Below are 23,331 nucleotides of genomic sequence, written 5' to 3'. Positions count from 1 at the left end.
TGCACGTTTAGCGAGTGGTTAGCTTTTTTGCTAACGCGAGAAGTGCAAGATCGTTGCCTTTTTTGCCCACAAGCGATAATCCGCATGGGGCGTTGTGTAGGGTAAATAACGGCAAATGAAGCTGCGGTAAACCCGCAAGTCCAGCTATAGCAGTAAGTGCAAGCAGAGCGTTTCTATCATTTGCCAGCGTCGTTTCATCAGCGTCGCAACGAGGTGCTACGCCGGGCGTTGTGGGCATAACCAATACATCTATTTCTTCAAACAGTGTATTTATATGGTTTATTACCACAGATTGTTGCGTTTTAGCCTGTTGTATATCTTGGACAGTGATGGTTTTACACCAATCCAAACGCAACCTAATATCGTTAGCGATATTAGGCTGAGTGTCTTCAATCCATTCGCCGTGTTGCTGCCAAATTTCGCTACCTTGTAAGGTGCGAAATGTAGCGGCAGTTTCTAATGTAACTAAATCAAGCTGTGCTTTAGGCAACTCAATGCAGTCGTTTTGCTCAGCAAGTGCTGAAAGCCAGATTTTGCACAGCGATTTGTGAGCAGTTTGCTCGAACAAATAGGTTGCTATGCCAAGTTTAGGGGCTTCGGATATTTCGCTTTGCGTTGCGCTATTCAAGCAAACGCTTGCAACCTTAGTTAGCGTGTCTAGGTCGCGGGTCATCCAACCTACAGTATCAAACGAAGGCGCAAGTGCTACCATATTGTCGCAAGCAATTGCGCCATGTGTGGTGCGAAGCCCCCACAACCCTTGATAGCTAGACGGCACCCGTATGGAGCCGCCTGTATCGGTGCCAAGACCAATGTCGGCAAGGTGTGCACTAACAGCCACTGCTGATCCCGACGAAGAACCTCCCGGAATATGAGCCGGCGCTACAGGGTTTATGAGTGTTGCGTAATGCTTATTTTGCCCATGTAGGCTGTAGGCCAATTCATCGGTAATGGTTTTACCTTTAAACGCGGCACCTGCGCCAAGCATCTTTGCCACACAACTATTTGTACTTTCTGGTATCGGGTGGGTTGCTAACCAATCAGGATTACCCGCTGCGGTCGGCAAACCTTGAATATGAAACAAATCTTTTACCGCAAGACCTAAACCGCACAGTGCTTGGTGTACATGATGGCGCCCATCTGTCGAATCGCAAGCCGCCGATTGCTTTTGCCCGTTTCTAGAAGGCGATGCTTCATCGTCAACGAGATCATAGTGGTTAAATGTTAATTTTAGATTGTTAACTGCCTGCGTGAACGTTACATCACAGGGCTTTAGCACAAAAGGAGAACTCACAGCGCATTACTTATTAGTTGATGTTTCTTTATTAGTCTTAACTTCATGAAACAATTGTTTCATTAAAAAGTCAATAGAAACGAACGTTACTCCGAAATAAACTGAAAAAGTTAAGTCAAAAAATGCTATTCCGCTTAAATTGGTAACGTCTAAAAACAAAAAACTACGCAAATAGATGAAACAGCGGCAAAACATAGGATGAAAATCATTATGGTGCGCTTTAGTAGTAGGTAGTTAGGTCAAAAGCTCAGAAGTAAGCACTTAAGACAAAACCTACATGAGCATTAGAACCCTTGAGGATAATTCTTCAAAAAAGCCAGTTCGTCAGGAGTTGACTCCCTCCCCAATATCGCGTTCCGGTGGGGATAGCGGCCGAACCTCTCAATAACGTGTTGATGACGCTTTTCAAACGTAAATTCTTGTTCTAAACCCTCTTGAGAGAACAGTTCCATTGCCACATCATGAATAGCTAGCGATTCACTGTGCATAAACGGCATATAAAGAAACGCGCGTTGCTGCGGTGTAAGTACCTTATCGGCCTCAACACTTACCGCTTCTTGGGCAAGAACTAAGGCAATATTGTCTGCACTGAACGCGTCTTTATGGTTGCGATGAATATTTCGAGAAAATTGATCGAGAAGAATTATTTCGGCGAGACGGCCAATAGCGGTTGCTCGCCAAGGCCACAATTCGCCCTTAATGGCGGCTAAACGCAATGTCGAAAATCGCGAAGTGATAGTTTTATCTAGTGCAGTATCTTCCTTAAACCATTGCTCAGGTGAGAGTTCTCCAAACCAAAAGTCGAGTACACCGTTAGCTTCTTCCATAACGACTTGCGTTTTATCCATATATTAACTCCAACCACACGCTTTCAGCAGTGAAATTATATTAACAGGTACTTTTTTAAACATTAAAATCCGAAATAAGCAGTTTTAAAGCATACTTATACCCATTTTTTAGCGCTTTAGTTTCTTTTACGCTTGCAAAATAACAATTCTCTGCTAGTTACTCTATTTTACAGTATTGCTTAAAAAGCGTTCGGAGGGAAGGGTCATCGTTTTGGACTCTCTAGTTCATTCATCTTAATATAGATGTCGGTAATAGCGTCAACGCGGTCTGCGGCTTCACTCCCTAATACCTCGTAGGTAAGGTTACACAGCGACGCAACCAGACTCATTGGTGCAGCATAACTATCAAAAGGTGAGTCACTGCCAATGTGGGTGACAAGAAGGTGGTCGACATCGTGGCGATAGCCTTGGCCTGTCGGGTCGGTAACAAGTATGGTTTTACAATGTTTTATATTATTTAAAACGAATTTAAATTGGCGGGTTCTACGTCGAAAACCAAAAAGCACCACAAGATCGTTTTCGGTTAGATCAATAATATCTTCGCTTAGTGTTTGCCCTGGCTGGGGGAGCACGCGAACCGATGACCTAATCTGTTTAAGTTGCTGCCTAAAATGGAGGGCAATGGGATAAGCGTTACGAAACCCAATTAACGTAACCTGGCTCGCTGAAGCAAGTAATTTTGCAATGTCGCTTAATGCTTCAGATGACGTTCCTTCGAAGGTATTGGCTAGGTTTTTACTATCACTCTCATGCTGCAAAACACCACTTGAAGGGCTTATCACCGGCACGCCTTGCTCACGAAGCTGCACAAGGGCTTCTTTGGCTTGTTGGTGTGAATCGAAGCCTAATTGACGAAAGAACCGACTTACGGTCGCTTTCGACGTTCCCGTTCTTTCGGCGATCAGTGATGTAGACTGACTCAGTACGGCAATGGGGTTTTGCTGAATATAATGCGCAATAGATTTGCCCGAAGGGGATAACGAGGCATAGTGTTGTTCAATTTGCTGTAAAACGTCGCTAGGGCTACTTTTTGTCATTGGTATCGCCTTATACATCTTGCGCAATTATTTCACGACTTTTGTGCGATATACAAACACTACGTGAAAGTGGCCGCCTATCGCTATCAAATATGAGCAAGGTTTTAGTTAAAACAACCACGAACAGCACACGTCCACACCCTATTCAACGCATTCACATTTAAAAAGTGCTAACCTAACAATAGCTTACCTGCGATGCATTTTTTATAGGGCTAAAGTAGCATCTAATTACTTACTCAAGCTTTGCAAATTGGCACTACACTTTCATACATATCAACCGTAAAAGTTCATAAAAGTGTCATCGGTTGGTAATGGTATTGTTGGTCTGTCTTCAATTCTACATGCGCAAACGTACTGGAGAATCATAGAACAAGGTCAACCTGACTGAAAGAAAGAGGTGAGTTGTGGCAAAGTTGTGGTCTGAATTAATCGTGTTATTTGTAGCGATTCCTTTTGCCGTTCTCTACTGGATTAAGCATTTTGCAAATTATCTCATGCCTATTTTAGGGGGAATGGGGCTTTGCTGTTTAGCTGTCTTGTTAGCAGATAAACAATTTAAACGGTTTAAATTGTGGCATTGGGAAGACTATCGGATACATTTTAAAAGTACCCTTAAATTATTTTTGCCATGGGCAAGTTTACTGGCGCTGGTGGTTTACTTTTTAAAACCCGAACTCTTTCTGCATTGGCCCATGAATCAGCCGTGGATGTGGGTGGCGACCTTGCTGATTTACCCCATTGTATCGGTGATACCCCAAGAGATTATTTTTCGCACCTATTTCTTCCATCGCTATAAGCAAATCTTGCCCTCTAAATACGCGAGATGGGCATTAAGCACTTTTTTATTCGGCCTTGCACACTTAGTGTACGGGAATTGGGTAGCGGTGGTGATCTCTTGGATTGGCGGCGCCATTTTTGGTTACCGGTATATGCAAACCAACTCAACGCCGGTAGTAGTTGTTGAACATGCCCTATGGGGAAGCTTTTTGTTTACCATTGGACTGGGATCTTATTTGGTTATTGCGTCGTAGATATTTGTAGTAAAAATCAATACCCATGAACGCCAAGGAGTAAGGTGATGTTCAGTGCGCCACAAATATTATTACCCTGTATTCTAAACAAGCAAGTAGGGCTTTCTTTAACGCACACCGATACACCTTCAAGCGAACGCTTTATACAAACGCTGCTTCAACAAAGCGACGAAGGTGGCGCAATAAGCAGTTTATCCAGCGCACAGTCGCTACTCTCTCAGGTTTGGGATAGCTTTGTTTATCGTTTACCTGGCTTGGCTTTAGGCTTGGTTATTATGGTGGCGTTTATTCTTTTAGCGCCACATATTGCAAAAGTTATAGTTAAACCGTTAACGCGCACAACCACCTCTGCGCTGCTGCGTTCAGTGATTCAGCGAAGCGTTAGCTTGGTATTAATACTGCTCGGCATTTATCTCTTTTTGTTTTTGGCTGGGCTAACCGGGTTTGCCATTGCCGTGGTGAGCGGCACTGGCGTGGTAGGGCTTATTCTTGGCTTTGCTTTTCGCGATATTGCAGAAAATTTCATATCAAGCTTACTGCTTACTATTCAACGCCCCTTCAGAATTGGCGACATCGTTCAAATTAACGATTTCACGGGAATTATTCAAAAAGTCACGGCCCGGGCTACTACCCTGGTTGACTTCGATGGTAATCACATTCAAATACCCAATGCCACTATTTACAAAGGGGTAATTAAAAACTTAACGGCCAACCCGCTTATGCGAGGCCAGTTTATTATAGGCGTAGGATATGATGCTGATATTCAGCAGGCACAGCGAATAGCGCAAAAGATCACCGCAAGCCAAGACAATGTTTTAAAAGACCCTGAACCGCAAATTTTGATAGATGAATTAGGCTCGTCTACTTACAACATTAAGGTTTATTTTTGGGTAGATGTAGAGAAAACCAGCGTATTGAAAATGGCGTCAGTGCTAATGCGTAAAATCACCCAAGCATACTTAAACGCTAACATTAGTATGCCTGATGACGCGAGAGAGCGTATATTCCCAGAGGGCCTGCACCTTCGTGTTGAACAAAATGAAGCGACAGGCTCGCAAAGAAGATTAGAAGAAAGCCCAGAAGATAAGGAAAGCGTGTCTACAGGCTTCTCTGGTGGCCGAGAATCAGCCCATGTGGACAACGTTGATAATAAAAACCATGAAAGTTCTCAGACTAAAGGCAGTGAAAGTCCTAACATAGAAAATAATAATAAGAGTAAGAACCCGTTAGGTCACGGCGCGGCCGGTGATTATTCGGTTAAACCAAAAGATACGTTAGCGCAAAGCGACGGGCGAAAACACAGCAGTAAACCTAAAAACACAGCTTACAAAGAAAACCCTGAAGAGCGAATGCCAACGCAAGATGACGTATCGTCAGAAGCGCATGAAATTAGAGAGCAGGCCCGCAGGTCGAGAGATCCTGAGGCAGGTGAAAATATTCTTTAATACACGCTTTAACCTAATTAAACGGGGGCTACGGGTGATAGATTGCACCTACCAAGAAAGTTTTGCCATAGGTTTACATGCGCCTTCATGGCGCCGCTGTATTCGCTGAAACCATCTTGCGTTTGTTGCCTGATATAGCGTTTAAATTCTTTGTGCAGCAACGGTTGTGCAAGCCAGTCTTCCCATAATGGTGCCAGCTTATAGTGGTATTGATTCACCAAACTACCTACGGGCTGTATTTGCTCAATAAAAAACAAGTAAAACACATTGCGTAATATTTTAGCTTTGTCGCTGGCACGTCCCTCTGGGCAACTCACGGCATCAAGCTCGGTAGCAAGCACACTTGTAAGCAGCGAGAGGTTTTGCGTCAACGTTTGTTGAGTGTGCCAAAGCGTAGCGGGTAATCGGGCTGAGCGTATAATTTGAAGCTGCAGCTCTAACTCGCTGCTGTCTATAGGGCGTTCGTTTTTGTTGTTTAGATTGTCAAGGTAATACAGGGCATTAACACTCGACAGGGCATCCTTGTTATTTTCGACCGACATTAAGCGTTCAGGGGTATTAAGCGCTAAACGCAATTCCTGACTTCCTTGGATAAGATTCGCCCACGTCTTGCTGTAATCTTGCAACTTTTGCTCACGCCACGACGCGATGGTCGCGGCTAGTGCAGCATTAGCTTGGTTAGCGCTGCTATCTTCTGAAAGCGCCGTTTCGCAATGTTTTAGCGCCGTAAGCAGCTTGCTTTCATATGTTAGCCTTTGCGATGGCAACTGGCTTTTGCCCAGTGACGTATTGCGCTCGGCCACAACAGTACCTAATTCACAATCTTGCAGCGCATAAAACTCACGCAGGTTAATGCTTACACCTTCAATTGTGTATTTGAGCGTTGCTGAGTCGGCAAGCTTGGGAAGCGGGGTAGTAATCTTTTCATTAAAGGTGTCGGGTAAGGAAACGTCGAGCACCCGAGAGAGTCTTTCTGTATAATCTTCAATACTCTGTTTTACCGTATCGTCTCCAGCGCACCCGAGCAGAGTAAAGAAGCCCGCGCTGATAATGCCGACGCGGCACGCGCTCTTAAGTTCTAAAGCGCCAAATTTAAAAGCGCTAAATTGAAGGTTTTTTGCCAAAGAAGCCTTCACGCTGAGGCTCCGGTATAAAGGCCGCGCCCACCATCAACGTAAATGATTTGCCCAGTGATGTACGAGGCCGATGTCAGAAACAAAAGGGCATTGGCTATATCTTCAGGTGTGCCGAGTTCGCCAAGAGGAATACTGGACAACAGTTTGTCTTTTTCTTCTCTATCCATTTCACGTTCCGGCCACAGTATTGCCCCTGGCGCAATACCATTAACACGCACATGTGGCGCTAGGTCTATCGCTAACGACTGAGTTAGTGAGGCAAGGCCCGATTTAGCAAGCAAATAAACGCTATGCTTAGGAAGTGGGCGGTCAATATGCATGTCAACCATGTTAACAATGCAGCCTTTGCTTTCTTTAAGTGCTGGTGCCAGTGCTTGCGTTAAGAACAACGGGCCTTTTACATTGCTACCTATTAACGATACCCAGTCATCTTCCGAAATGTCTCCAACCAGTGTTGGGTAAAAACTCGAAGCATTGTTCACCAGAACATTAAGTTTGCCCCAAACACGCAGTGCTTGCTGGCCAAGCGAGTTTACTTCGTCTGAATTACACAGATTAGCTTGCAGGCAAGTAGCGGAATCTGCACGCTGGCAATTGAGCTTTTCGGCCAATGCAAAAGCATCATCTTTTGAGTGCCCGTAATGGATAATAATGCGATAGCCCTGGCTATGAAGCTTGCACGCCATCGCGGCGCCTATGCGTTTAGCTGCCCCGGTAATAAGTGCTACAGGGCCTAAGTTTGTCATAATAAAAGCTACTCTCTATTTTAAATCTTCGTATGTTTATATACAGCGTGCGAGGCATCCAATTACACGCGTTGTGTACCATCTAACGCATGGCCTTTAGCAATAAATCGCAAACAATTCGGTCAATAAATGACAATTTCAGATTTGCTCATGTTCTGAATTAGTGGTTGTAAATGTCGTCTACTACCTGTTTGGCTTGGGCAATATAATGCGCGCCGAATAATAACCCGTGATTTAAAATATGGTAAAGCTGGTAAATTGGTTTTCTTAATCGGTAATTTTTTTCAATCGGCGTGTGTAGGTTGTAGCCTTCAAAGAAGGTCTGCGGAAAGCCACCAAACAATTCAGCCATGGCAAGGTCAGTTTCGGCATCACCAACATAAACGGCAGGGTCAAATAACACCGGCCCTTTTTTATTAAAGCCTGCATTGCCAGCCCATAAATCGCCATGTAGTAGTGAAGGGTGGGGGTGGTGCAGGCTTAGAAGGTGTCTCACTTTCTTAACTATACAATCTATATCGCCGTTTTCTTTAGGCCACAGCCCCTTCGTAGCCAGTCGTTCCAACATGCTACCTATGCGTTTCTCGGCAAAGAAATCAGCCCATGACGCCATGCGCCCGTTGGTTTGCACGCTGGCACCTATGTAATTGTCATGTGGCCACCCATAGCTGGTGTAGGCGTTAAACGCATGCAGTGCAGCAAGCTGTTGCCCTAAAGTGAAATAATCGCCCACCGCAGGTTCAATAAATCGAATGTGAGAAAGTACCAAATATTCCATGTTGGGCGTTTCATTAGTAGTAATGCCATGACAGATGACCTGTGGCGTGGCAATAGTTTGGGTGTTAGCAATGGCGGCAAGTCCCTCGGCTTCATGGGATAATTGCTGAGTATCGTCATACTTTCGGGTTTTAACAAAGTAGCGATGTGTGCTGTCTTTTATAATGTAACTGTCGTGCGTATCCCCGCCACTTACTCGTTCAGCTTTTTGGCAGCTAAAAAACTGTTGGATTTCATCTGAAATATGCTCGCTAATAAAATGCCACATATTGCACACTCTGCTTTGTTCTATGCGTCAGCCCGGGGCGTTTTTTTTGTTTATGGATGTTCGTTATTTTCAATGCTAAACACGGGGAGAGCGTTCTTTCAAGCTCCTATACAGCCATAAAACAAAGTATGGAATAAAACGGAGGAAATGCATACATTCCTCTCTCAAAATCCTGCTATTAGAAAAACAAAGTTTCACTTATTAGCAACTTCAGGCTTTTCAGTGTTGAAGTTGCTCCTACACTGGTTATAATCCACCCTTCGCTTTATAACGGCCTACTTTAGAGTCGGTTTATTGAGCACACTCAACGCGAATGTGTGTTCGTGTTAAGTGTGCGATTTAGTTAAGCAAGTTTCGAGTGCTAAGGCCTTTAGATCTTTGGTGGGGAAATATACAGCAAAGATGAACAGGCCTTCGATAGTACGCTTAAATTTTTTCAAAAAATGCATGTGGCGCAGAGTAGGCGTCACCACTGTAAAGGAATTAAAATGCCTGTAATTACCCTTCCTGATGGAAGCCAACGCGCTTTCGATAACGCTGTTTCTGTATTAGATGTTGCAAATGACATTGGCCCTGGTTTAGCCAAAGCAACCATTGCAGGAAAAGTAAACGGTGAGTTAGTTGACGCCGTTGATATGATTGACGCGGACGCACAACTTCAAATTATTACTGCAAAAGACGATGAAGGTTTAGAAATCCTTCGTCACAGTTGCGCGCACTTGTTAGGTCACGCAATCAAACAACTTTGGCCTAACACTAAAATGGCTATCGGCCCGGTTATCGACAATGGTTTTTATTACGACGTTGATATGGAAGAGAGCCTGACCCAGGAAGATTTAGCCAAACTAGAAAAGCGTATGCTTGAACTGGCTAAAACCAATTACAACGTGGTTAAGAATAAAGTAAGCTGGCAAGAAGCGCGCGATGCATTTGAAGCACGCGGTGAAAGCTACAAAATGGAAATTCTTGATGAAAACATCAGCAAAGATGACCGTCCAGCACTTTATCACCACGAAGAATACACGGATATGTGTCGTGGACCACACGTACCAAACATGAAGTTCTGTCACCACTTCAAACTAATGAAAGTGGCAGGGGCTTACTGGCGTGGAGACAGCGATAACAAAATGCTTCAGCGTATTTATGGTACCGCATGGGCAGATAAAAAGCAGCTTAAGTCTTACCTACAGCGCTTAGAAGAAGCTGAAAAGCGCGACCACCGTAAAATTGGTAAAGCACTTAATCTTTTCCATTGGCAAGAAGAAGCACCAGGTATGGTGTTTTGGCACAACGATGGTTGGTCAATTTATACCGAGCTAGAAAGCTACGTGCGAAAGAAGCTTCGTGAATATGGTTATGACGAAGTTAAAGGCCCATTAATGATGGACCGCTCGCTTTGGGAAAAATCAGGTCACTGGGACAAGTACGCTGAAAACATGTTCACTACTGAATCTGAAAAGCGTGAATATGCCGTTAAGCCAATGAACTGCCCAGGCCACGTACAGATCTTCAACCAAGGTTTAAAATCCTACCGCGATCTTCCTCTTCGTATGGCGGAGTTTGGCTGCTGTCACCGTAACGAACCATCGGGTGCACTACACGGCCTAATGCGTGTTCGTGGCTTTACGCAAGACGATGCTCACATTTTCTGTACTGAAGAACAGATCCTAGAAGAGGTGAGTGGCTGTATTAAGATGGTGTATGAGACATATGCTGCTTTTGGTTTCGAAAATATCAAGGTTAAGCTGTCTACTCGCCCAGAAAAGCGTGTAGGTGCTGACGAAATTTGGGACAAATCAGAAGCTGCGCTTGCAGAAGCACTTAAAGCCAATGGCATCGAGTTCGATTATCAGCCTGGAGAAGGTGCGTTCTACGGACCTAAAATTGAGTTTACGCTGCACGATTGTCTAGACCGTGCATGGCAGTGCGGGACTGTACAGCTAGACTTTTCGATGCCAGGTCGTTTGGGTTCTAGCTATGTTGCTGAAGATGGCGAACGTAAAGTGCCGGTAATGATTCACCGCGCTATTTTGGGGTCATTAGAACGCTTTATTGGTATTTTGACTGAGGAATTTGCAGGTTTCTTCCCACTTTGGTTGGCACCTCAGCAGGTTATAGTAATGAATATTACCGATAAACAAGCTGATTATGCTTCAGATTGTGTAAAAAAACTGCAGGATTTAGGTTTTAGAGCAAAGTCTGACTTGCGTAATGAGAAGATCGGCTTTAAAATCCGCGAGCACACTTTGAAGCGTATTCCGTATATGCTTGTTGTGGGCGATAAAGAAATGGAAGCGGGCGAAGTAGCAGTGCGCTCTCGTCGCGGCGACGACCTAGGCAAAATGCCTCTGGAAGACTTTATTGCCATGGCTCAACAAGAAGTTGTAGAAAAGACGATTAAATAGTTGAGCAATTTGTGTATAATGCACAATTAAGGTGTCTGCTTTAGGGTTTACTTTAGGTCAATCGACCTACCTGAAGCAGACAAAAGAATTAAATGTTTGGAGGAATAGCACATTAAAGGCGCTAACAACAAGGCTCAGGGCGATAAAGCCCGCATTAACGATGAGATTAAAGCCAGAGAAGTAAGACTAATTGGCAAAGACGGTGAACAGGTTGGTGTGGTTTCTTTAGTAGAAGCAACGCGTAACGCAGAAGAAGCGGGCCTAGATCTAGTAGAAATCAGTCCGAATGCCGAGCCGCCAGTCTGTAAAGTTATGGACTATGGCAAATTCCTCTTCGAAAAAAGTAAAGCTCAAAAAGAGCAGAAGAAAAAACAGAAGCAAATTCAGGTCAAGGAGATTAAATTTCGCCCTGGCACTGATGAAGGCGATTACCAGGTCAAACTGCGCAACCTGCGTCGCTTTCTTGAAGGTGGTGATAAAGCCAAAGTTACGATCCGCTTCCGCGGTCGTGAAATGGCGCACCAAGACATCGGTATCGATCTACTAAATCGCGTTAAAACTGATTTAGAAGATATCGCTACATGCGAGTCTTTCCCACGCCGTGTGGAAGGCCGCCAGATGATCATGGTGCTAGCCCCAAATAAGAAGTAGTAACGGTCTAAAGTTTCAAGGAATCTGCACCCTTGAACACCTTGCTGCTAAACATTAACCGGTATGAAGTGACTGCAACACGAAAAATACCGATATTAAACAATGCGGAGTTTTAGCAATGCCTAAAATGAAAACTGTAAGCGGTGCCGCCAAACGTTTTAAGAAAACGGGTTCTGGCCGCTTTAAAAGCAAACAGTCTCACTTACGTCACATTCTGACTAAGAAGAGCTCTAAGCGTAAACGTCACCTTCGTGGCAAAAAACTGGTTCATGACTCTGATACCAAATTGGTTCAGCGCATGTTGCCTTACGTATAAGACTTAGGAGACTGATTAATGGCTAGAGTAAAACGCGGCACTATCGCACGTGCTCGTCACAAAAAAGTCCTCAAGCAGGCAAAAGGTTATTACGGCGCACGTTCACGTGTATATCGCGTAGCGGTACAAGCTGTAACTAAAGCTGGTCAATATGCTTACCGTGACCGTCGTCAGCGCAAACGTCAATTCCGTCAACTATGGATTGCACGTATTAACGCTGCTGCTCGTCAAAATGGTATGTCATACAGCCGTTTCATTAACGGTTTGAAGAAAGCGTCTGTTGAAATCGATCGTAAGATCCTTGCCGACATCGCAGTACATGACAAAGCAGCTTTCAGCGCACTAGTCGAAGCGGCTAAAGGCGCATTAGCTTAATTATTAACTAATTAAGTTTAAGTTCTTTCGGAGAAAGGCGAGCAGGAAGCTCGCCTTTTTCTTTTCTATTTCCCCAAAGCTGCTTTGCAGGCACAATCCCACCTCTAAATTTCATTTTTTACTAGAAAATTTGTCAATATCAGTCATCTAGGCTAGCCCTTATATCAGTCACTCGTGTAAACTATCGCTTTTATTTCAGGCAAGCCTAAGCGCACAGAATACTTCTTCCTATGCTTTGGCCATGCAGTCATCATGTAAATTGAGGAAAACATGGAGCTTGACGCTATTATCAATCAGGCACAGAGTCAGATTGACGCTGCACAAGATGCAGCCACATTAGACCAAGTTAGGGTCGAATTCATGGGTAAGAAAGGTAAACTTACCGACTTACTTAAAGGGCTTGGAAAGTTATCGAACGAAGAACGTCCTGCCGCAGGCCAAAAGATTAACCAAGCTAAGCAAGTTATTCAGCAAGCTATATCTGCAAAAGGTGAATTTTTACGCACAGAAGAGCTAAACAAAAAGCTAGCAGAGGAAGCGGTAGATGTAACTTTGCCTGGTCGTACAGAAAAGCCAGGAAACTTACACCCGGTAAGCCGCACAATTGCGCGTATTGAATCTTTCTTTGGCGAGCTTGGCTTTTCAGTTAAAACGGGCCCTGAAATTGAAGATGGTTTTCACAACTTCGACGCTCTGAACATTCCTGCGAATCACCCAGCGCGTGCTGACCACGATACCTTTTACTTCAATCCAGATATGATGCTTCGAACGCAAACCTCTGGTGTTCAAATCCGCACCATGGAAGCAGAAAAACCGCCGCTACGTATTATCTCGCCAGGGCGCGTGTATCGTAACGACTACGACCAAACACACACGCCTATGTTCCACCAAGTGGAAGGTTTGATGGTTGATAAGAATGTTAGCTTTACCGATCTTAAAGGTATTTTGCACGACTTTTTACATCACTTCTTTGAAGAGTCACTGGAAATTCGCTTCCGTCCGTCTTATTTCCCGTTTACCGAGCCGTCAGCTGAAGTAGACGTAATGGGTAAAAACGGTCAGTGGCTCGAAGTATTGGGCTGCGGCATGGTGCACCCAAATGTACTTAAAGCTGTGGGCATTGACCCAGAAGAGTACACCGGTTTTGCCTTTGGTATGGGCGTAGAGCGCTTAACTATGCTTCGTTATGGTGTTAACGACTTGCGCGCGTTCTTTGAAAACGATCTTCGTTTCCTTAAGCAGTTCAACTAAGGCAGAGAGTACACATGAAATTCAGTGAAAAATGGTTAAGAGAGTGGGTTAACCCATCGCTGTCGGCACATGAGCTGTCTGAACAGTTGAGCATGGCTGGCCTTGAAGTAGACGGTGTTGAGCCAGTAGCAGGCGATTTTAAAGGCGTGTTAGTTGGTGAAGTGGTTGAGTGCGGTCAGCACCCTAACGCCGATAAACTACGCGTAACTAAAATAAACGTGGGTGGCGATGAACTACTTGATATCGTTTGTGGCGCGCCTAATTGTCGTCAGGGCATTAGAGTCGCAGTCGCTGTTGTTGGCGCTGTATTGCCGGGTGACTTTAAAATTAAAAAAGCGAAGCTGCGCGGTGAACCGTCATTCGGCATGCTATGTAGCTTCTCTGAGCTAGGCATTAGCGATGACCATGACGGTATAATCGAGCTTCCAGCCGATGCACCAATTGGCGCAGACATTCGCGATTACCTTGGTCTTGATGACAACGCCATCGAAGTAGACTTAACACCAAACCGCGCAGACTGCTTGGGTATTCGCGGTATTGCCCGAGAAGTTGGCGTTTTAAATAACCTTGACGTTTGCGAACCTGAAGTGGCAACGGTAGATGCGACTATTGATGACAAATTATCAATTACGTTAAGCGCTGACGGCGCATGCCCACGTTATTTGGGCCGTGTGGTTAAAGGCGTTAATGTTAAAGCGGCATCGCCGTTGTGGTTAGTTGAAAAGCTACGTCGTTGCGGTATTCGCAGCATAGACCCTATTGTAGATGTGACTAATTTTGTATTGCTAGAGCTTGGTCAGCCAATGCACGCGTTTAATCTTGCCAGCATTGAAGGCAACATTAACGTGCGTCTGGCGAACGATGGCGAAGCCCTAACGCTACTTGACGAAACCGAGGCTAAGTTGCAAAGCAATACTTTAGTTATTGCTGATGACAACAAAGCGTTAGCAATAGCGGGTATTTTCGGCGGCCTACACTCTGGTGTGACGACTGATACTCAAGACATTTTGCTTGAAAGTGCCTTCTTTAGCCGTGATGCGATTATGGGCCGTGCCCGTCAGTACGGTTTACATACCGATGCGTCGCACCGTTACGAGCGTGGTGTAGACCCACAGCTTCAGCGTAAAGCCATGGAGCGCGCTACTGCACTGGTTCTTGAAATTTGTGGTGGTGAAGCTGGCCCTGTTGTTGAAGCGGTGTCTGAAGACAAGCTACCTAAGCAAGCTACGGTTACGCTTCGTCGCGAACGTTTGTCTCGCGTACTAGGCATTAGCATTGATGATGCAAAAGTAACGGAAATGCTTAACCGCCTTGGTTTAGACGTAACGCAAACTGAAGCAGGCTGGGAAGCGGTTGCCCCAAGCTATCGTTTCGATATTTCAATTGAAGAAGATTTGATTGAAGAAATTGCGCGCGTATACGGCTACAACAATATTCCAAACGTGGCACCAAAAGCAACCTTGGCAATGCTTCCTTCGCAAGAAGCTAAGCTACCGTTAAACACTATGAAGTCGTTACTTCTTAGCCGTGGCTACAATGAAGCAATTACCTATTCGTTTGTTGACCCTAAAATTCAAAACGCATTATTCCCAGACGTAAAAGGTATGGTACTACCACACCCAATCTCATCTGATATGTCGGTAATGCGCGTAAGTTTATGGCCGGGTTTGCTAGGCGCGACTGCGTATAATCAGAAGCGTCAGCAACAACGTGTTCGCATGTTTGAAACCGGATTACGCTTTATTCCTCAACAAGATGCGCCAAATGGTGTATTGCAACAGCAAGTAATTGGTGGTGTAGTAGCAGGGCGTCGTAATGAAGAACACTGGGACTTGGGCGACAGCCCAGTTGATTTCTTCGATGCTAAAGCAGACGTTGAGGCGTTATTGGCACTTACGGGTAGGACCGGCGAGTTTCAATTCGTCACAGGGCAGCATAGTGCGCTACACCCTGGTATGACGGCAAAAATTTTGCTTAATGATGAAGAAGTTGGCTATATTGGTGCTATACACCCGCAGTTCACTAAACCGCTTGGTGTTAACGGCCGCGTATTTGTGTTCGAACTTGTGGTAGATGCCATTACCGACCGCAAACTACCGTCAGCTGTACCAGTATCGCGCTTCCCATCGAATCGCCGTGATATTGCTATTACGGTAAAAGATGAAGTGCGTGTAGGGAATGTTCTTTCTTACATAGAAAATATTGGCGTAAATCAACTAGTTGCTCTAAACTTGTTCGATGAGTACAAAGGCAAGGGAATTGAGCCTGGCTATAAGAGCCTTGCTTTGTCACTTCATTTACAAGATCCGGATAAAACCTTGGAAGAAGCTGAAATTCAGCAAGCTGTAGATACTGTGGTTAAAGGTCTGGAATCTGAGTTTGGGGCCGCGTTAAGAGAGTAAACTATGGCATTGACCAAAGCCGAGATGGCTGAACACCTATTCGAGAAACTAGGCATTAACAAGCGTGATGCGAAGGATCTGGTAGAGCTTTTTTTCGAAGAGATTAAAGGCGCTCTGGAATCTGGTGAGCAAGTAAAACTGTCAGGTTTTGGCAACTTTGACCTGCGTGATAAAAATGAACGTCCTGGCCGCAATCCAAAAACCGGTGAAGACATTCCAATTAAAGCACGTCGTGTGGTTACATTCCGCCCGGGTCAAAAATTGAAAAGCCGAGTTGAAAACTCAGCACCTGTCGACCAATAATCTTTAGGTCGCTACAATACTGAAAAAGAGCGGGTTCTCTCGCTCTTTTTGTATTGCCTCTTTTCTACAGTGTTTTCACACTGGTTTTCTAATGGCATTTCTTTGGAGGAAAGTGTGAAAAAAGCACTTGTCGTTCTTGCTTTTATTGTTGTCGCAACGTTTTCATGGTTTAGCTATTTATCGCTAGATGCAGACGAACGAGATCACGTCGCAGCGCAAGTTCCGTTAATTACAGTCATGGAAATTCTTCATGCAAGCGATTTACAGGAAGGCGTAAAGCAAGCTGTCGCAGAAGGAAAATTCGAAGCAGTGGATTCTTGGATGGCCCAAGCAATCGAAGTAGGGCAGGCCGGCAATCTATCAGCTGAAGACATGGACTACCTAGCTTCAGAAACCGCGAAGGATTACGTATTATTTAATGCTAAACGTCAGCTATATAATGAAGCATTTGAAGCGCGCTATTACTCGCTGGAAGAGGTAGAAACGCTTAAGGAGCAATACCCCGAAGCCAAAGACTTGTTTTCTCGCACTGATGCACTTATTGAAAAGCGTGATGCAATTATTCAACAAATCGCTGTAGCTATTGCGGGTAAAGAACAGCCTGATGAAGCCGCGCTAAAAGAAGCGCGCGAGCAGTGGTTAGCTCAGGCTAGCAAGTAGTCGAGCGGCGCACTATCTCATACGTTGTTCAATCTACGGAAATATCTGCAAACTTAGCGTTAGTAAGCGTAGCTAAATCAGCAGGCGCGAGTGCCACTTCCAAGCCTCGCTTTCCAGCGCTTACGTGCATAGTAGCAAGGTCTTCAGCGCTTTTATGAATTACGCTAGTTAACCGCTTTTTCTGCCCTAGCGGGCTTACACCACCAAGCACGTAGCCTGTTGCCACCATTACTGCATTTTCTTGCGCCATTTCTACCTTTTTTACACCTAGCGCTTTGGCCATTTTCTTTTCGCTAAGCTTAGTGTTTACAGGGACTACGGCCACGGCAAGCTTGTTATTGTCAGTACTTACTACTAAGGTTTTAAACACGCTATCCGCGTCAAGGTTAAGCTTTTCAACAGCCTCTAGTCCGTAAGACACAGCGTTCGCGTCGTGTTCATATTTCAAGACGCTATGAGCTACACGCTTTTTAGTAAGTAACGTAATTGCAGGCGTCATTCGGCCTCTTTTTTGTAAAATGTTCGGCTATATATCGGCTCACTGGGTAGCAAAGGTGTCGCTGCGTGTGTCGCATAGTCGTCGAAACCCGCTGCAAAAAACGTTGAAAGTGGGTGGCCAGATTGTCCACCAGGTAGCGTTAAAATGGCATCCTCTAAATGACCCGGGCTGACGAAAAATCGCTCAGAGGCGCCGAAGCTAGGTGCCTGTACGGCGGGCATATACGTATCGCCAAATCCTTCGACTTGCTGCATCTTTAACATGTTACCAACAAGCGGAATTTGATCAGCAAAAGGATGTTTAACAGAAAGTGCGTTCACCTTGCCCCAGGCTAATGTTTCCATATTAGCTTCCACTGGTGAATATTCGTCTAGTAACTGGTGTTTGGCGCGCCTGTAGGCGTCTACAAGTAACTCGTCGAAGCTTTCAGTATCGCTAGGTAGCCAAGAGTCAGGCTGGCTATGGATAAGTTGCCACACAGCAGGTTCAATGCCACGTAAGAGTGAACGGCTGTTTACACCTTGATGGTCTAACGCTGAAAGTACGCCGCCAAATAAAGTTTGTACCACTTCCTGCCTAAAATATTTTACCAAGGTGTAGCCAACTGAATCTTCACAAGCGCATTCCCCCCAAGTGTTTAAATAAGCAAGGTCCGGCTTAAATTCGATATCTTGCATGTTGAGCAGCCCATACAAAAGGTGCTGCCAAGGAATAAGAAAACGGGCATGATTGTCTAACTGAACGGCGTAAAAGTCAGTTTCACTAAAGGTGTCCTTTTCGAATAAGCGGTCTCTTATTTGTTGTCCGCGAGCACCGAGCGCATAACCACCGTCACCCCAGACTTTGAAGTCCTCAGCCGAAATTACTCTGGCATTTGCAGTCCATATTCTTCCCATATCGGGGTTTAAAACCATGGGGAGCTTTAATGCACGCTCTGGCGGTCTATTCACTGCTTCTTTCTCTTTTATGGCAGTAAATGAAGCCTGTTGTCTTTCCATAACCGCACCACCAGGAAGCCATACAGCGTTACCGCTTTCATCAACAATAACGAGGTTTTGCGTTGGGATAGCTATGCGTTGTCCTATCTTTATTGCTGTTTGAACATTTTTGGCAGTGCCGAAATTGATAATGTTTAAATTGGCGGCAAACGGATGATGCGCTACCCAATTAAGTGCATAGCGCCTTCCATTAAGTTCTTTAACTGGCCCATACTTGCTTACTTCAAACTCATTCGTGTGTTCACCTTCAGGTAAAGGAATACGCTCAGTTACCGTGCTTGTGGGCGTTGTTTCGTCTAACTCAATCCAATCCACATTGTCTAAATTTGCATTGGTAAAACCCCAAGCGATATGGCCGTTGGTGCCTACTACTATGCCAGGAATGCCCGGTAAGGAAACCCCGGTTACTTGCAAATTGCTGCCCGATTCCTGATAGTTTAGCTGAGCGCGGTACCAGATGATGGGAACTCGCAAGCCCAAATGCATGTCGTTCGCTAACAGGCCTGCGCCTGTCGCAGTGTGATCCCCGGTCACCGCCCAGTTATTGCTACCTATATCAGGAAGTTCAATACCGTTATATTGTGCACGGGTAATCGCTGTATTGTTGCTATCGTTTACGTGTTTTGTTGTCGTGTTCTCAGGCTCTTGCTCTAAACTTTCGTCGTTACTATCTTCTGGTGAATGAGTAACTGAACGCAGCGATACAGGGTAGTCTGGAATAGGTGCTTCAAGCTGCGGTATCTCGCTGGCATCTAACGCTGCCTGATAATTGCTTGGCTGAGTAATGAAGCGGTAAACATCGTTCCCAAACGTTGAAAGCAGCGCTTCTCTTGCTAAATCAAGCTCTATTTGGCTACCTTGCAAATCCAAATACATGCTGTAAATAACAAGAATACTGTCGGTGGGTCGCCATTGTTTTATATCGACGCCTGTAGCTAGGTATTCAAAAGGTGGCAATGTAAACTCAGATAATGCGTCATTTACGCCATGAGCGTAGCGCACTAATAACTCTTGCTGTTTTGATGGAAGGTTGTTAAATGCGGCTTTTGCACGTTTTTCGAATTGGTGAAAGCGGGCTTTTTTATCAACATCCAGAGCAATGTCACCTACCCATTGTGATAAACTGCCTGATGCAGCGCGGCGCTGAAGATCCATTTGAAAGAAACGATCTTGCGCATGGGCAAAGCCTAATGCATAGGCTGCATCAAAAATATCATTTGCTTTTATGACAGCGTGTCCTAATTGGTCACGACTTAATTCAGTGGGCGAATTTACGTGATAGGTGGCGCTATTTCCGTCAAGTGCGGGCAAACTCATACGAAGCGAGGTGTACAATCCTAGTACCGTCAAAAAAAGCAGTGCTAAAACACTTAAAACCAACCACTTGAACCAATTTATCACGTGTAAAACTCCCTATTTTTCTCTATCCTAACCATAGAACATGCAAATTTGAAGTGATGTTTTATGACACATACTAAGGCGGTACCGTGGGGCCACTAATGTTGGATTGTCAGGCCGAAGAACTTCTGCCTGAAGAAAAGGAAAAGTTAACGCACCCAGTGGTGGGTGGCGTCATCTTATTTAGCCGCAACTATCATGATAAACGTCAGCTTTCTGCGCTCATTCAAGAGATCAGACGCTTTGCTAAGCGCCCAGTTTTGGTCGCTGTCGATCATGAAGGCGGCCGTGTTCAGCGCTTTCGTGAAGGCTTTACTGCCATACCAGCAATGGGCGATATTTTAAAGCAGGCAGAGGGTCAGAGTGAAAGTGCCGCGTATGCGAAGGCCTGTGGGCTGGTATTAGCGTATGAACTTAAATCCTTAAACATTGATTTTAGCTTTGCGCCGGTACTTGATATTAATGGGTTTTCTCAAGTTATTGGCGACAGGGCGTTTGCTGACAACGCAAGCGAAGTCATACGCCTTGCTACCCACCTTATTCAAGGGTTAAAAGCCGTAAATATGCCAGCTATTGGAAAACACTTTCCCGGGCATGGTAGCGTGGCACCAGATTCACACATAGCTCTACCAGTGGACGAGCGCGATTTCGATGACATACGCAGTACCGATATGGTGGTGTTTGAGCGCTTAATTGAGCGTGCATTGCTTGACGGCGTTATGCCTGCCCATGTTATTTATAATCAGGTGTGCGATAAGCCCTCGGGTTTCTCAATTAAATGGCTGCAGAATATACTTAAACAGGATTTAGGCTTCGGCGGCGCAGTATTTTCTGATGACTTGTCTATGTACGGCGCAAGTGTTGCAGGGAGTTACGTTGAACGTGCTGAGGCAGCGTTGGAAGCAGGTTGCGATATGGTGCTTGCTTGCAACAACCCACAGGGGACTGAGAGTATTCTTGATGGATTGGAGACGCGCTTTGCTAACCCAGTTATCAACGATTTACAAAAGCAGGAGCGCGTTATGGCGCTTTACGGGCATAGTATGCCAATAGGGCTCAATGATAAATACAACAGTGCAGTTGAGCTGGTGAAGCGATTAAGCGAACGGTAGTTTTTATTACTTTCGTTTTCATATAGGTTTTATACGGGGGGTTCTTCTACGCCGGCTTCTACATTCATGAGGCGCGCAAAAGTGAAAAGAAAATCGCTCAAGCGATTTAAGTAAGCATGGATTACTTCTGGCACGTCATAATGTTTAGATAGGCTAATGACCGCACGCTCAGCCCGGCGGCATACAGCGCGACAAACATGAGCCTGCGCAGAAGCTTTGCTCCCGCCAGGTAGTACAAACGACGTATTCGGCGGCATTTGAAGGGTAATATCGTCAATCAGGCGTTCTAGGGTCTCGATATCCGTTTGTGTCAGCGTTGAGCTTGCTGAAATAGCAAAGCCAGCTTGAAACAGGTTGCGCTGAATGTCATGAAGTATGGGCTTATGTTTAGTTGCTACATACGCCGCCAGTAAACCAATGTGGCTATTGAGTTCGTCCATATCGCCGTAGCTCTTTACCACTAAATCGTCTTTATCAACACGTACGGCTTTGTCAGCGTAAATTTGCGTGCTGCCCTTGTCACCAGTTCGAGTGTAAATCTTCATAAAAACCTAAATCTCTCTATCAATCGCAAATGTTGTTTTTTGTATTTAAAACCAAAGCACTTACACTAAGCGTTTACTCAAATCACTCGCTAACGTCAGGGCGGCTGTAGCGACGAATTTGTACTACAAAACCAAACAGCGGGTGGTCGAAATAATGCAGTTGCGTACTGATTACACGTCTTTGCTCAGCTAACGGAACTGAAACCAGTTTGTACTCTGTCGATGGCGTCATACGGGGCGTAGCAGCATTACCAGAGCTATCATCTTCGCTGCTAAAGTAGCTTAGTGGCACAGGCTGGCGAAAAAACATCTCACCATCGACATGAAGGTAGGGCACGCGGTTGATATATTTGAGAAACACTTTGATAGTGCCGTCAATTTCCCAAATAGGTGTTCTTAACGAAACATCGGTAGTGTCATCTTCACCTTGATCTACAATCATTGGTGTGTCTAGCGCTTTGAATGCGCCATATTCTATAGCTTGCGGATTCGACAGTCGGCGGTCCAAATCGGCAAAAACATCTGAAACAGCAATAAATTGGTTAGCGCCTTGCGTTGCAGCTTTATCAGCTTCAAAGGCAGTACTTACATCACTTAGGCTGTTTTCATCTTTGCTCGATGTATTTTTATAGGCATCATTATCAGTAAGAGCGGAGGTGGAGCCGTAACCAAACTCTGGAGCGGAATCGTCAGTTTCATTGTTTACATTATCAACGTGTTTTGGAGCTCGCATATCACCGTTCAAGTCAAACTGCTGCGCGTAGTTTTGCCCACCATAAAGACGCACGTTGAAAGCTTTGTTCTTACCAAACATAACTGGCTGACGCCAGGTTGCGTGAAACAAACGTTCTAGCTCGCGATTAGAACGTATTTGGCGAGAAATAGAAGACAGTGCTTGTTGATCACTGGTAAGCAGATGCGCTTTTGAAGCCATCGGCCAGTCGTGCCCCTCAATAATAATAGGTAAACTTACTGGAGTGGGTAGCCTGTTATCAGGCTTATCCACCTTCCATACGATTACCGGCTGAAGCGCGCTGTTTCTAGACTTAATTTCGCTTGCCGAAACGTCTGATTTTAGTTTGTCGTCACTTGGACCAACAATATTCATTGCAGTGGTTACTTCTGCGCTAAGCCACGGCTTGGCTTCTTCACAGTACTTAAATGCAGGCACCGTGACAGGGGATGTGTCTTTTACGCCAAAGAATGACGTCCAATAGCTGGCGATGGTTGCAGCATCAGGAGCGGAAGTGACGTCGTCAGTAATACTCTCTTCATTTGCGTAGCCAAGGCTATCGCTATAGTCGGAGCCTGTTGAAGAATAAGTAGCGCCATACTCATCGCCATTAATGATTTCGTTTTGTGCCTGACTCGCTACGTCTGGTGCAGGAGGTGGCTCATTGGCTGTTAAACCAGATGTTTCATTATATCCATAGCCCGCTTCTTCAGAGTAAGAGCTAGGAGACATGTCACCGTACTGCGCACTGTTATCTTTAGGCAGCGACAAAAAATCTACATCCTTTGCGGGCACGTTTAAAAGCGCGTTGCTAGGCCACTTAACCGATGTATCTGTGCCGCAAACGGCTAACCCTTGCTTTAAATAGCTGATATCGGGCGCGATAATGTCGCTGATGATGTCTGCCTGAGCGCGAGGGGCCGACAAGTCGTCAGCCAATGAAAACTGCTCTTCTAACTCAGTTAGTGCCACGTTGCGCTTAAACGCAATAACTTCCACATCGAACCACCAGTTGTCATTGGCGTTAGCTGCAGTTGAAATTGTCGTTAAGAAAACGGCGCTTATTGATGCAACTAACGGGCACCAGCGAGATAACTTCAT

The 23,331-nt window shown here is 45.2% G+C and carries 21 protein-coding genes; 11 read left to right on the top strand and 10 right to left on the bottom strand.

Annotation, left to right across the window (positions count from 1 at the left end; translation table 11 throughout):
• Window positions 1-7: 7 nt before the first annotated feature.
• From V7R42_RS01490 to V7R42_RS01480, 3 genes are all read right to left on the bottom strand, one after another.
• Complete coding sequence (locus V7R42_RS01490; protein ID WP_334018474.1) at window positions 8-1,294, bottom strand: amidase; 1,287 nt, start codon at window positions 1,292-1,294, stop codon at window positions 8-10.
• A gap of 284 nt (window positions 1,295-1,578) precedes the next feature.
• The gene (locus V7R42_RS01485; RefSeq protein ID WP_334018473.1) at window positions 1,579-2,142 is read right to left on the bottom strand and encodes a DUF924 family protein; all 564 of its coding nucleotides are present in this window, start codon (window positions 2,140-2,142) and stop codon (window positions 1,579-1,581) included.
• Window positions 2,143-2,345: 203 nt separating this feature from the next.
• Window positions 2,346-3,179, bottom strand: a complete 834-nt coding sequence (locus V7R42_RS01480) for a MurR/RpiR family transcriptional regulator (RefSeq protein ID WP_334018472.1) — start codon at window positions 3,177-3,179, stop codon at window positions 2,346-2,348.
• Window positions 3,180-3,583: 404 nt separating this feature from the next.
• Between V7R42_RS01480 and V7R42_RS01475 the strand changes: the two genes are divergently transcribed.
• Both V7R42_RS01475 and V7R42_RS01470 read left to right on the top strand, forming a co-directional pair.
• A complete protein-coding gene (locus tag V7R42_RS01475) occupies window positions 3,584-4,210 on the top strand; it encodes a CPBP family intramembrane glutamic endopeptidase (protein WP_334018471.1) in 627 nt (208 codons plus the stop codon).
• A 47-nt stretch (window positions 4,211-4,257) separates the two neighbouring features.
• Window positions 4,258-5,655 carry a mechanosensitive ion channel family protein gene (locus V7R42_RS01470; RefSeq protein WP_334018470.1) on the top strand — a complete coding sequence of 466 codons (1,398 nt, stop codon included), beginning with the start codon at window positions 4,258-4,260 and terminating at the stop codon, window positions 5,653-5,655.
• Window positions 5,656-5,672: 17 nt separating this feature from the next.
• Here the strand turns inward: V7R42_RS01470 and V7R42_RS01465 are convergent, their stop codons facing one another.
• The 3 genes from V7R42_RS01465 to V7R42_RS01455 all read right to left on the bottom strand — a co-directional run bounded on the left by V7R42_RS01465 (window position 5,673) and on the right by V7R42_RS01455 (window position 8,582).
• Window positions 5,673-6,791 (bottom strand): DUF3080 family protein, encoded by a 1,119-nt coding sequence (locus tag V7R42_RS01465; RefSeq protein WP_334018469.1) that lies wholly within the window; start codon window positions 6,789-6,791, stop codon window positions 5,673-5,675.
• Window positions 6,788-7,537 carry a pteridine reductase gene (locus tag V7R42_RS01460; protein ID WP_334018468.1) on the bottom strand — a complete coding sequence of 250 codons (750 nt, stop codon included), beginning with the start codon at window positions 7,535-7,537 and terminating at the stop codon, window positions 6,788-6,790. Before V7R42_RS01460 ends, V7R42_RS01465 begins: the two co-directional genes overlap by 4 nt.
• A 160-nt stretch (window positions 7,538-7,697) precedes the next feature.
• Window positions 7,698-8,582: a fructosamine kinase family protein gene (locus V7R42_RS01455; RefSeq protein ID WP_334018467.1), complete on the bottom strand. Its 885-nt coding sequence runs from the start codon at window positions 8,580-8,582 to the stop codon at window positions 7,698-7,700.
• A gap of 488 nt (window positions 8,583-9,070) precedes the next feature.
• Here V7R42_RS01455 and thrS point away from each other — a divergent pair, with 488 nt between their 5' ends.
• The 8 genes from thrS to V7R42_RS01415 all read left to right on the top strand — a co-directional run bounded on the left by thrS (window position 9,071) and on the right by V7R42_RS01415 (window position 16,945).
• Window positions 9,071-10,987 carry a threonine--tRNA ligase gene (gene thrS / locus V7R42_RS01450; RefSeq protein ID WP_334018466.1) on the top strand — a complete coding sequence of 639 codons (1,917 nt, stop codon included), beginning with the start codon at window positions 9,071-9,073 and terminating at the stop codon, window positions 10,985-10,987.
• A gap of 111 nt (window positions 10,988-11,098) precedes the next feature.
• Window positions 11,099-11,638, top strand: a complete 540-nt coding sequence (gene infC / locus V7R42_RS01445) for a translation initiation factor IF-3 (protein WP_334018941.1) — start codon at window positions 11,099-11,101, stop codon at window positions 11,636-11,638.
• Between the two features lie 118 nt (window positions 11,639-11,756).
• Window positions 11,757-11,954, top strand: coding sequence for a 50S ribosomal protein L35 (rpmI, locus tag V7R42_RS01440; protein WP_012518091.1), 198 nt, complete (start codon window positions 11,757-11,759; stop codon window positions 11,952-11,954).
• Between the two features lie 18 nt (window positions 11,955-11,972).
• A complete protein-coding gene (gene rplT, locus V7R42_RS01435; RefSeq protein ID WP_012518092.1) occupies window positions 11,973-12,329 on the top strand; it encodes a 50S ribosomal protein L20 in 357 nt (118 codons plus the stop codon).
• 270 nt (window positions 12,330-12,599) lie between these two features.
• Complete coding sequence (pheS, locus tag V7R42_RS01430; RefSeq protein ID WP_012518127.1) at window positions 12,600-13,580, top strand: phenylalanine--tRNA ligase subunit alpha; 981 nt, start codon at window positions 12,600-12,602, stop codon at window positions 13,578-13,580.
• A gap of 14 nt (window positions 13,581-13,594) precedes the next feature.
• On the top strand, window positions 13,595-15,982 hold the full coding sequence (gene pheT, locus V7R42_RS01425; RefSeq protein WP_334018465.1) for a phenylalanine--tRNA ligase subunit beta: 2,388 nt from the start codon (window positions 13,595-13,597) through the stop codon (window positions 15,980-15,982).
• A gap of 3 nt (window positions 15,983-15,985) precedes the next feature.
• A complete protein-coding gene (gene ihfA, locus V7R42_RS01420) occupies window positions 15,986-16,285 on the top strand; it encodes an integration host factor subunit alpha (RefSeq protein WP_014949129.1) in 300 nt (99 codons plus the stop codon).
• 114 nt (window positions 16,286-16,399) lie between these two features.
• Window positions 16,400-16,945, top strand: coding sequence for a hypothetical protein (locus V7R42_RS01415; RefSeq protein ID WP_334018464.1), 546 nt, complete (start codon window positions 16,400-16,402; stop codon window positions 16,943-16,945).
• Window positions 16,946-16,973: 28 nt separating this feature from the next.
• On the opposite strand, the gene ybaK is transcribed toward V7R42_RS01415, so the two are convergent.
• Together ybaK and V7R42_RS01405 are read right to left on the bottom strand one after the other, a co-directional pair.
• Entirely contained in the window at window positions 16,974-17,444 is a 471-nt protein-coding gene (ybaK, locus tag V7R42_RS01410; protein ID WP_334018463.1) for a Cys-tRNA(Pro) deacylase, read from the bottom strand.
• Window positions 17,441-19,843, bottom strand: coding sequence for a penicillin acylase family protein (locus tag V7R42_RS01405; RefSeq protein ID WP_334018462.1), 2,403 nt, complete (start codon window positions 19,841-19,843; stop codon window positions 17,441-17,443). The genes ybaK and V7R42_RS01405 overlap by 4 nt, the downstream gene beginning before the upstream one ends.
• 98 nt (window positions 19,844-19,941) lie before the next feature.
• On the opposite strand from V7R42_RS01405, the gene nagZ reads away from it, so the two are divergent.
• Complete coding sequence (gene nagZ / locus V7R42_RS01400; protein WP_334018940.1) at window positions 19,942-20,952, top strand: beta-N-acetylhexosaminidase; 1,011 nt, start codon at window positions 19,942-19,944, stop codon at window positions 20,950-20,952.
• Window positions 20,953-20,981: 29 nt separating this feature from the next.
• On the opposite strand, the gene V7R42_RS01395 is transcribed toward nagZ, so the two are convergent.
• Window positions 20,982-21,497, bottom strand: a complete 516-nt coding sequence (locus V7R42_RS01395) for a cob(I)yrinic acid a,c-diamide adenosyltransferase (protein ID WP_334018461.1) — start codon at window positions 21,495-21,497, stop codon at window positions 20,982-20,984.
• Window positions 21,498-21,579: 82 nt separating this feature from the next.
• Complete coding sequence (locus V7R42_RS01390; protein WP_334018460.1) at window positions 21,580-23,331, bottom strand: CsiV family protein; 1,752 nt, start codon at window positions 23,329-23,331, stop codon at window positions 21,580-21,582.

It is taken from the genome of Alteromonas sp. S015, assembly GCF_036864485.1.
Lineage (GTDB): Bacteria > Pseudomonadota > Gammaproteobacteria > Enterobacterales > Alteromonadaceae > Alteromonas.
The sequence above is the reverse complement of the archived record's forward strand: the minus strand, read 5'-3'. Positions and strand labels throughout refer to the sequence as shown.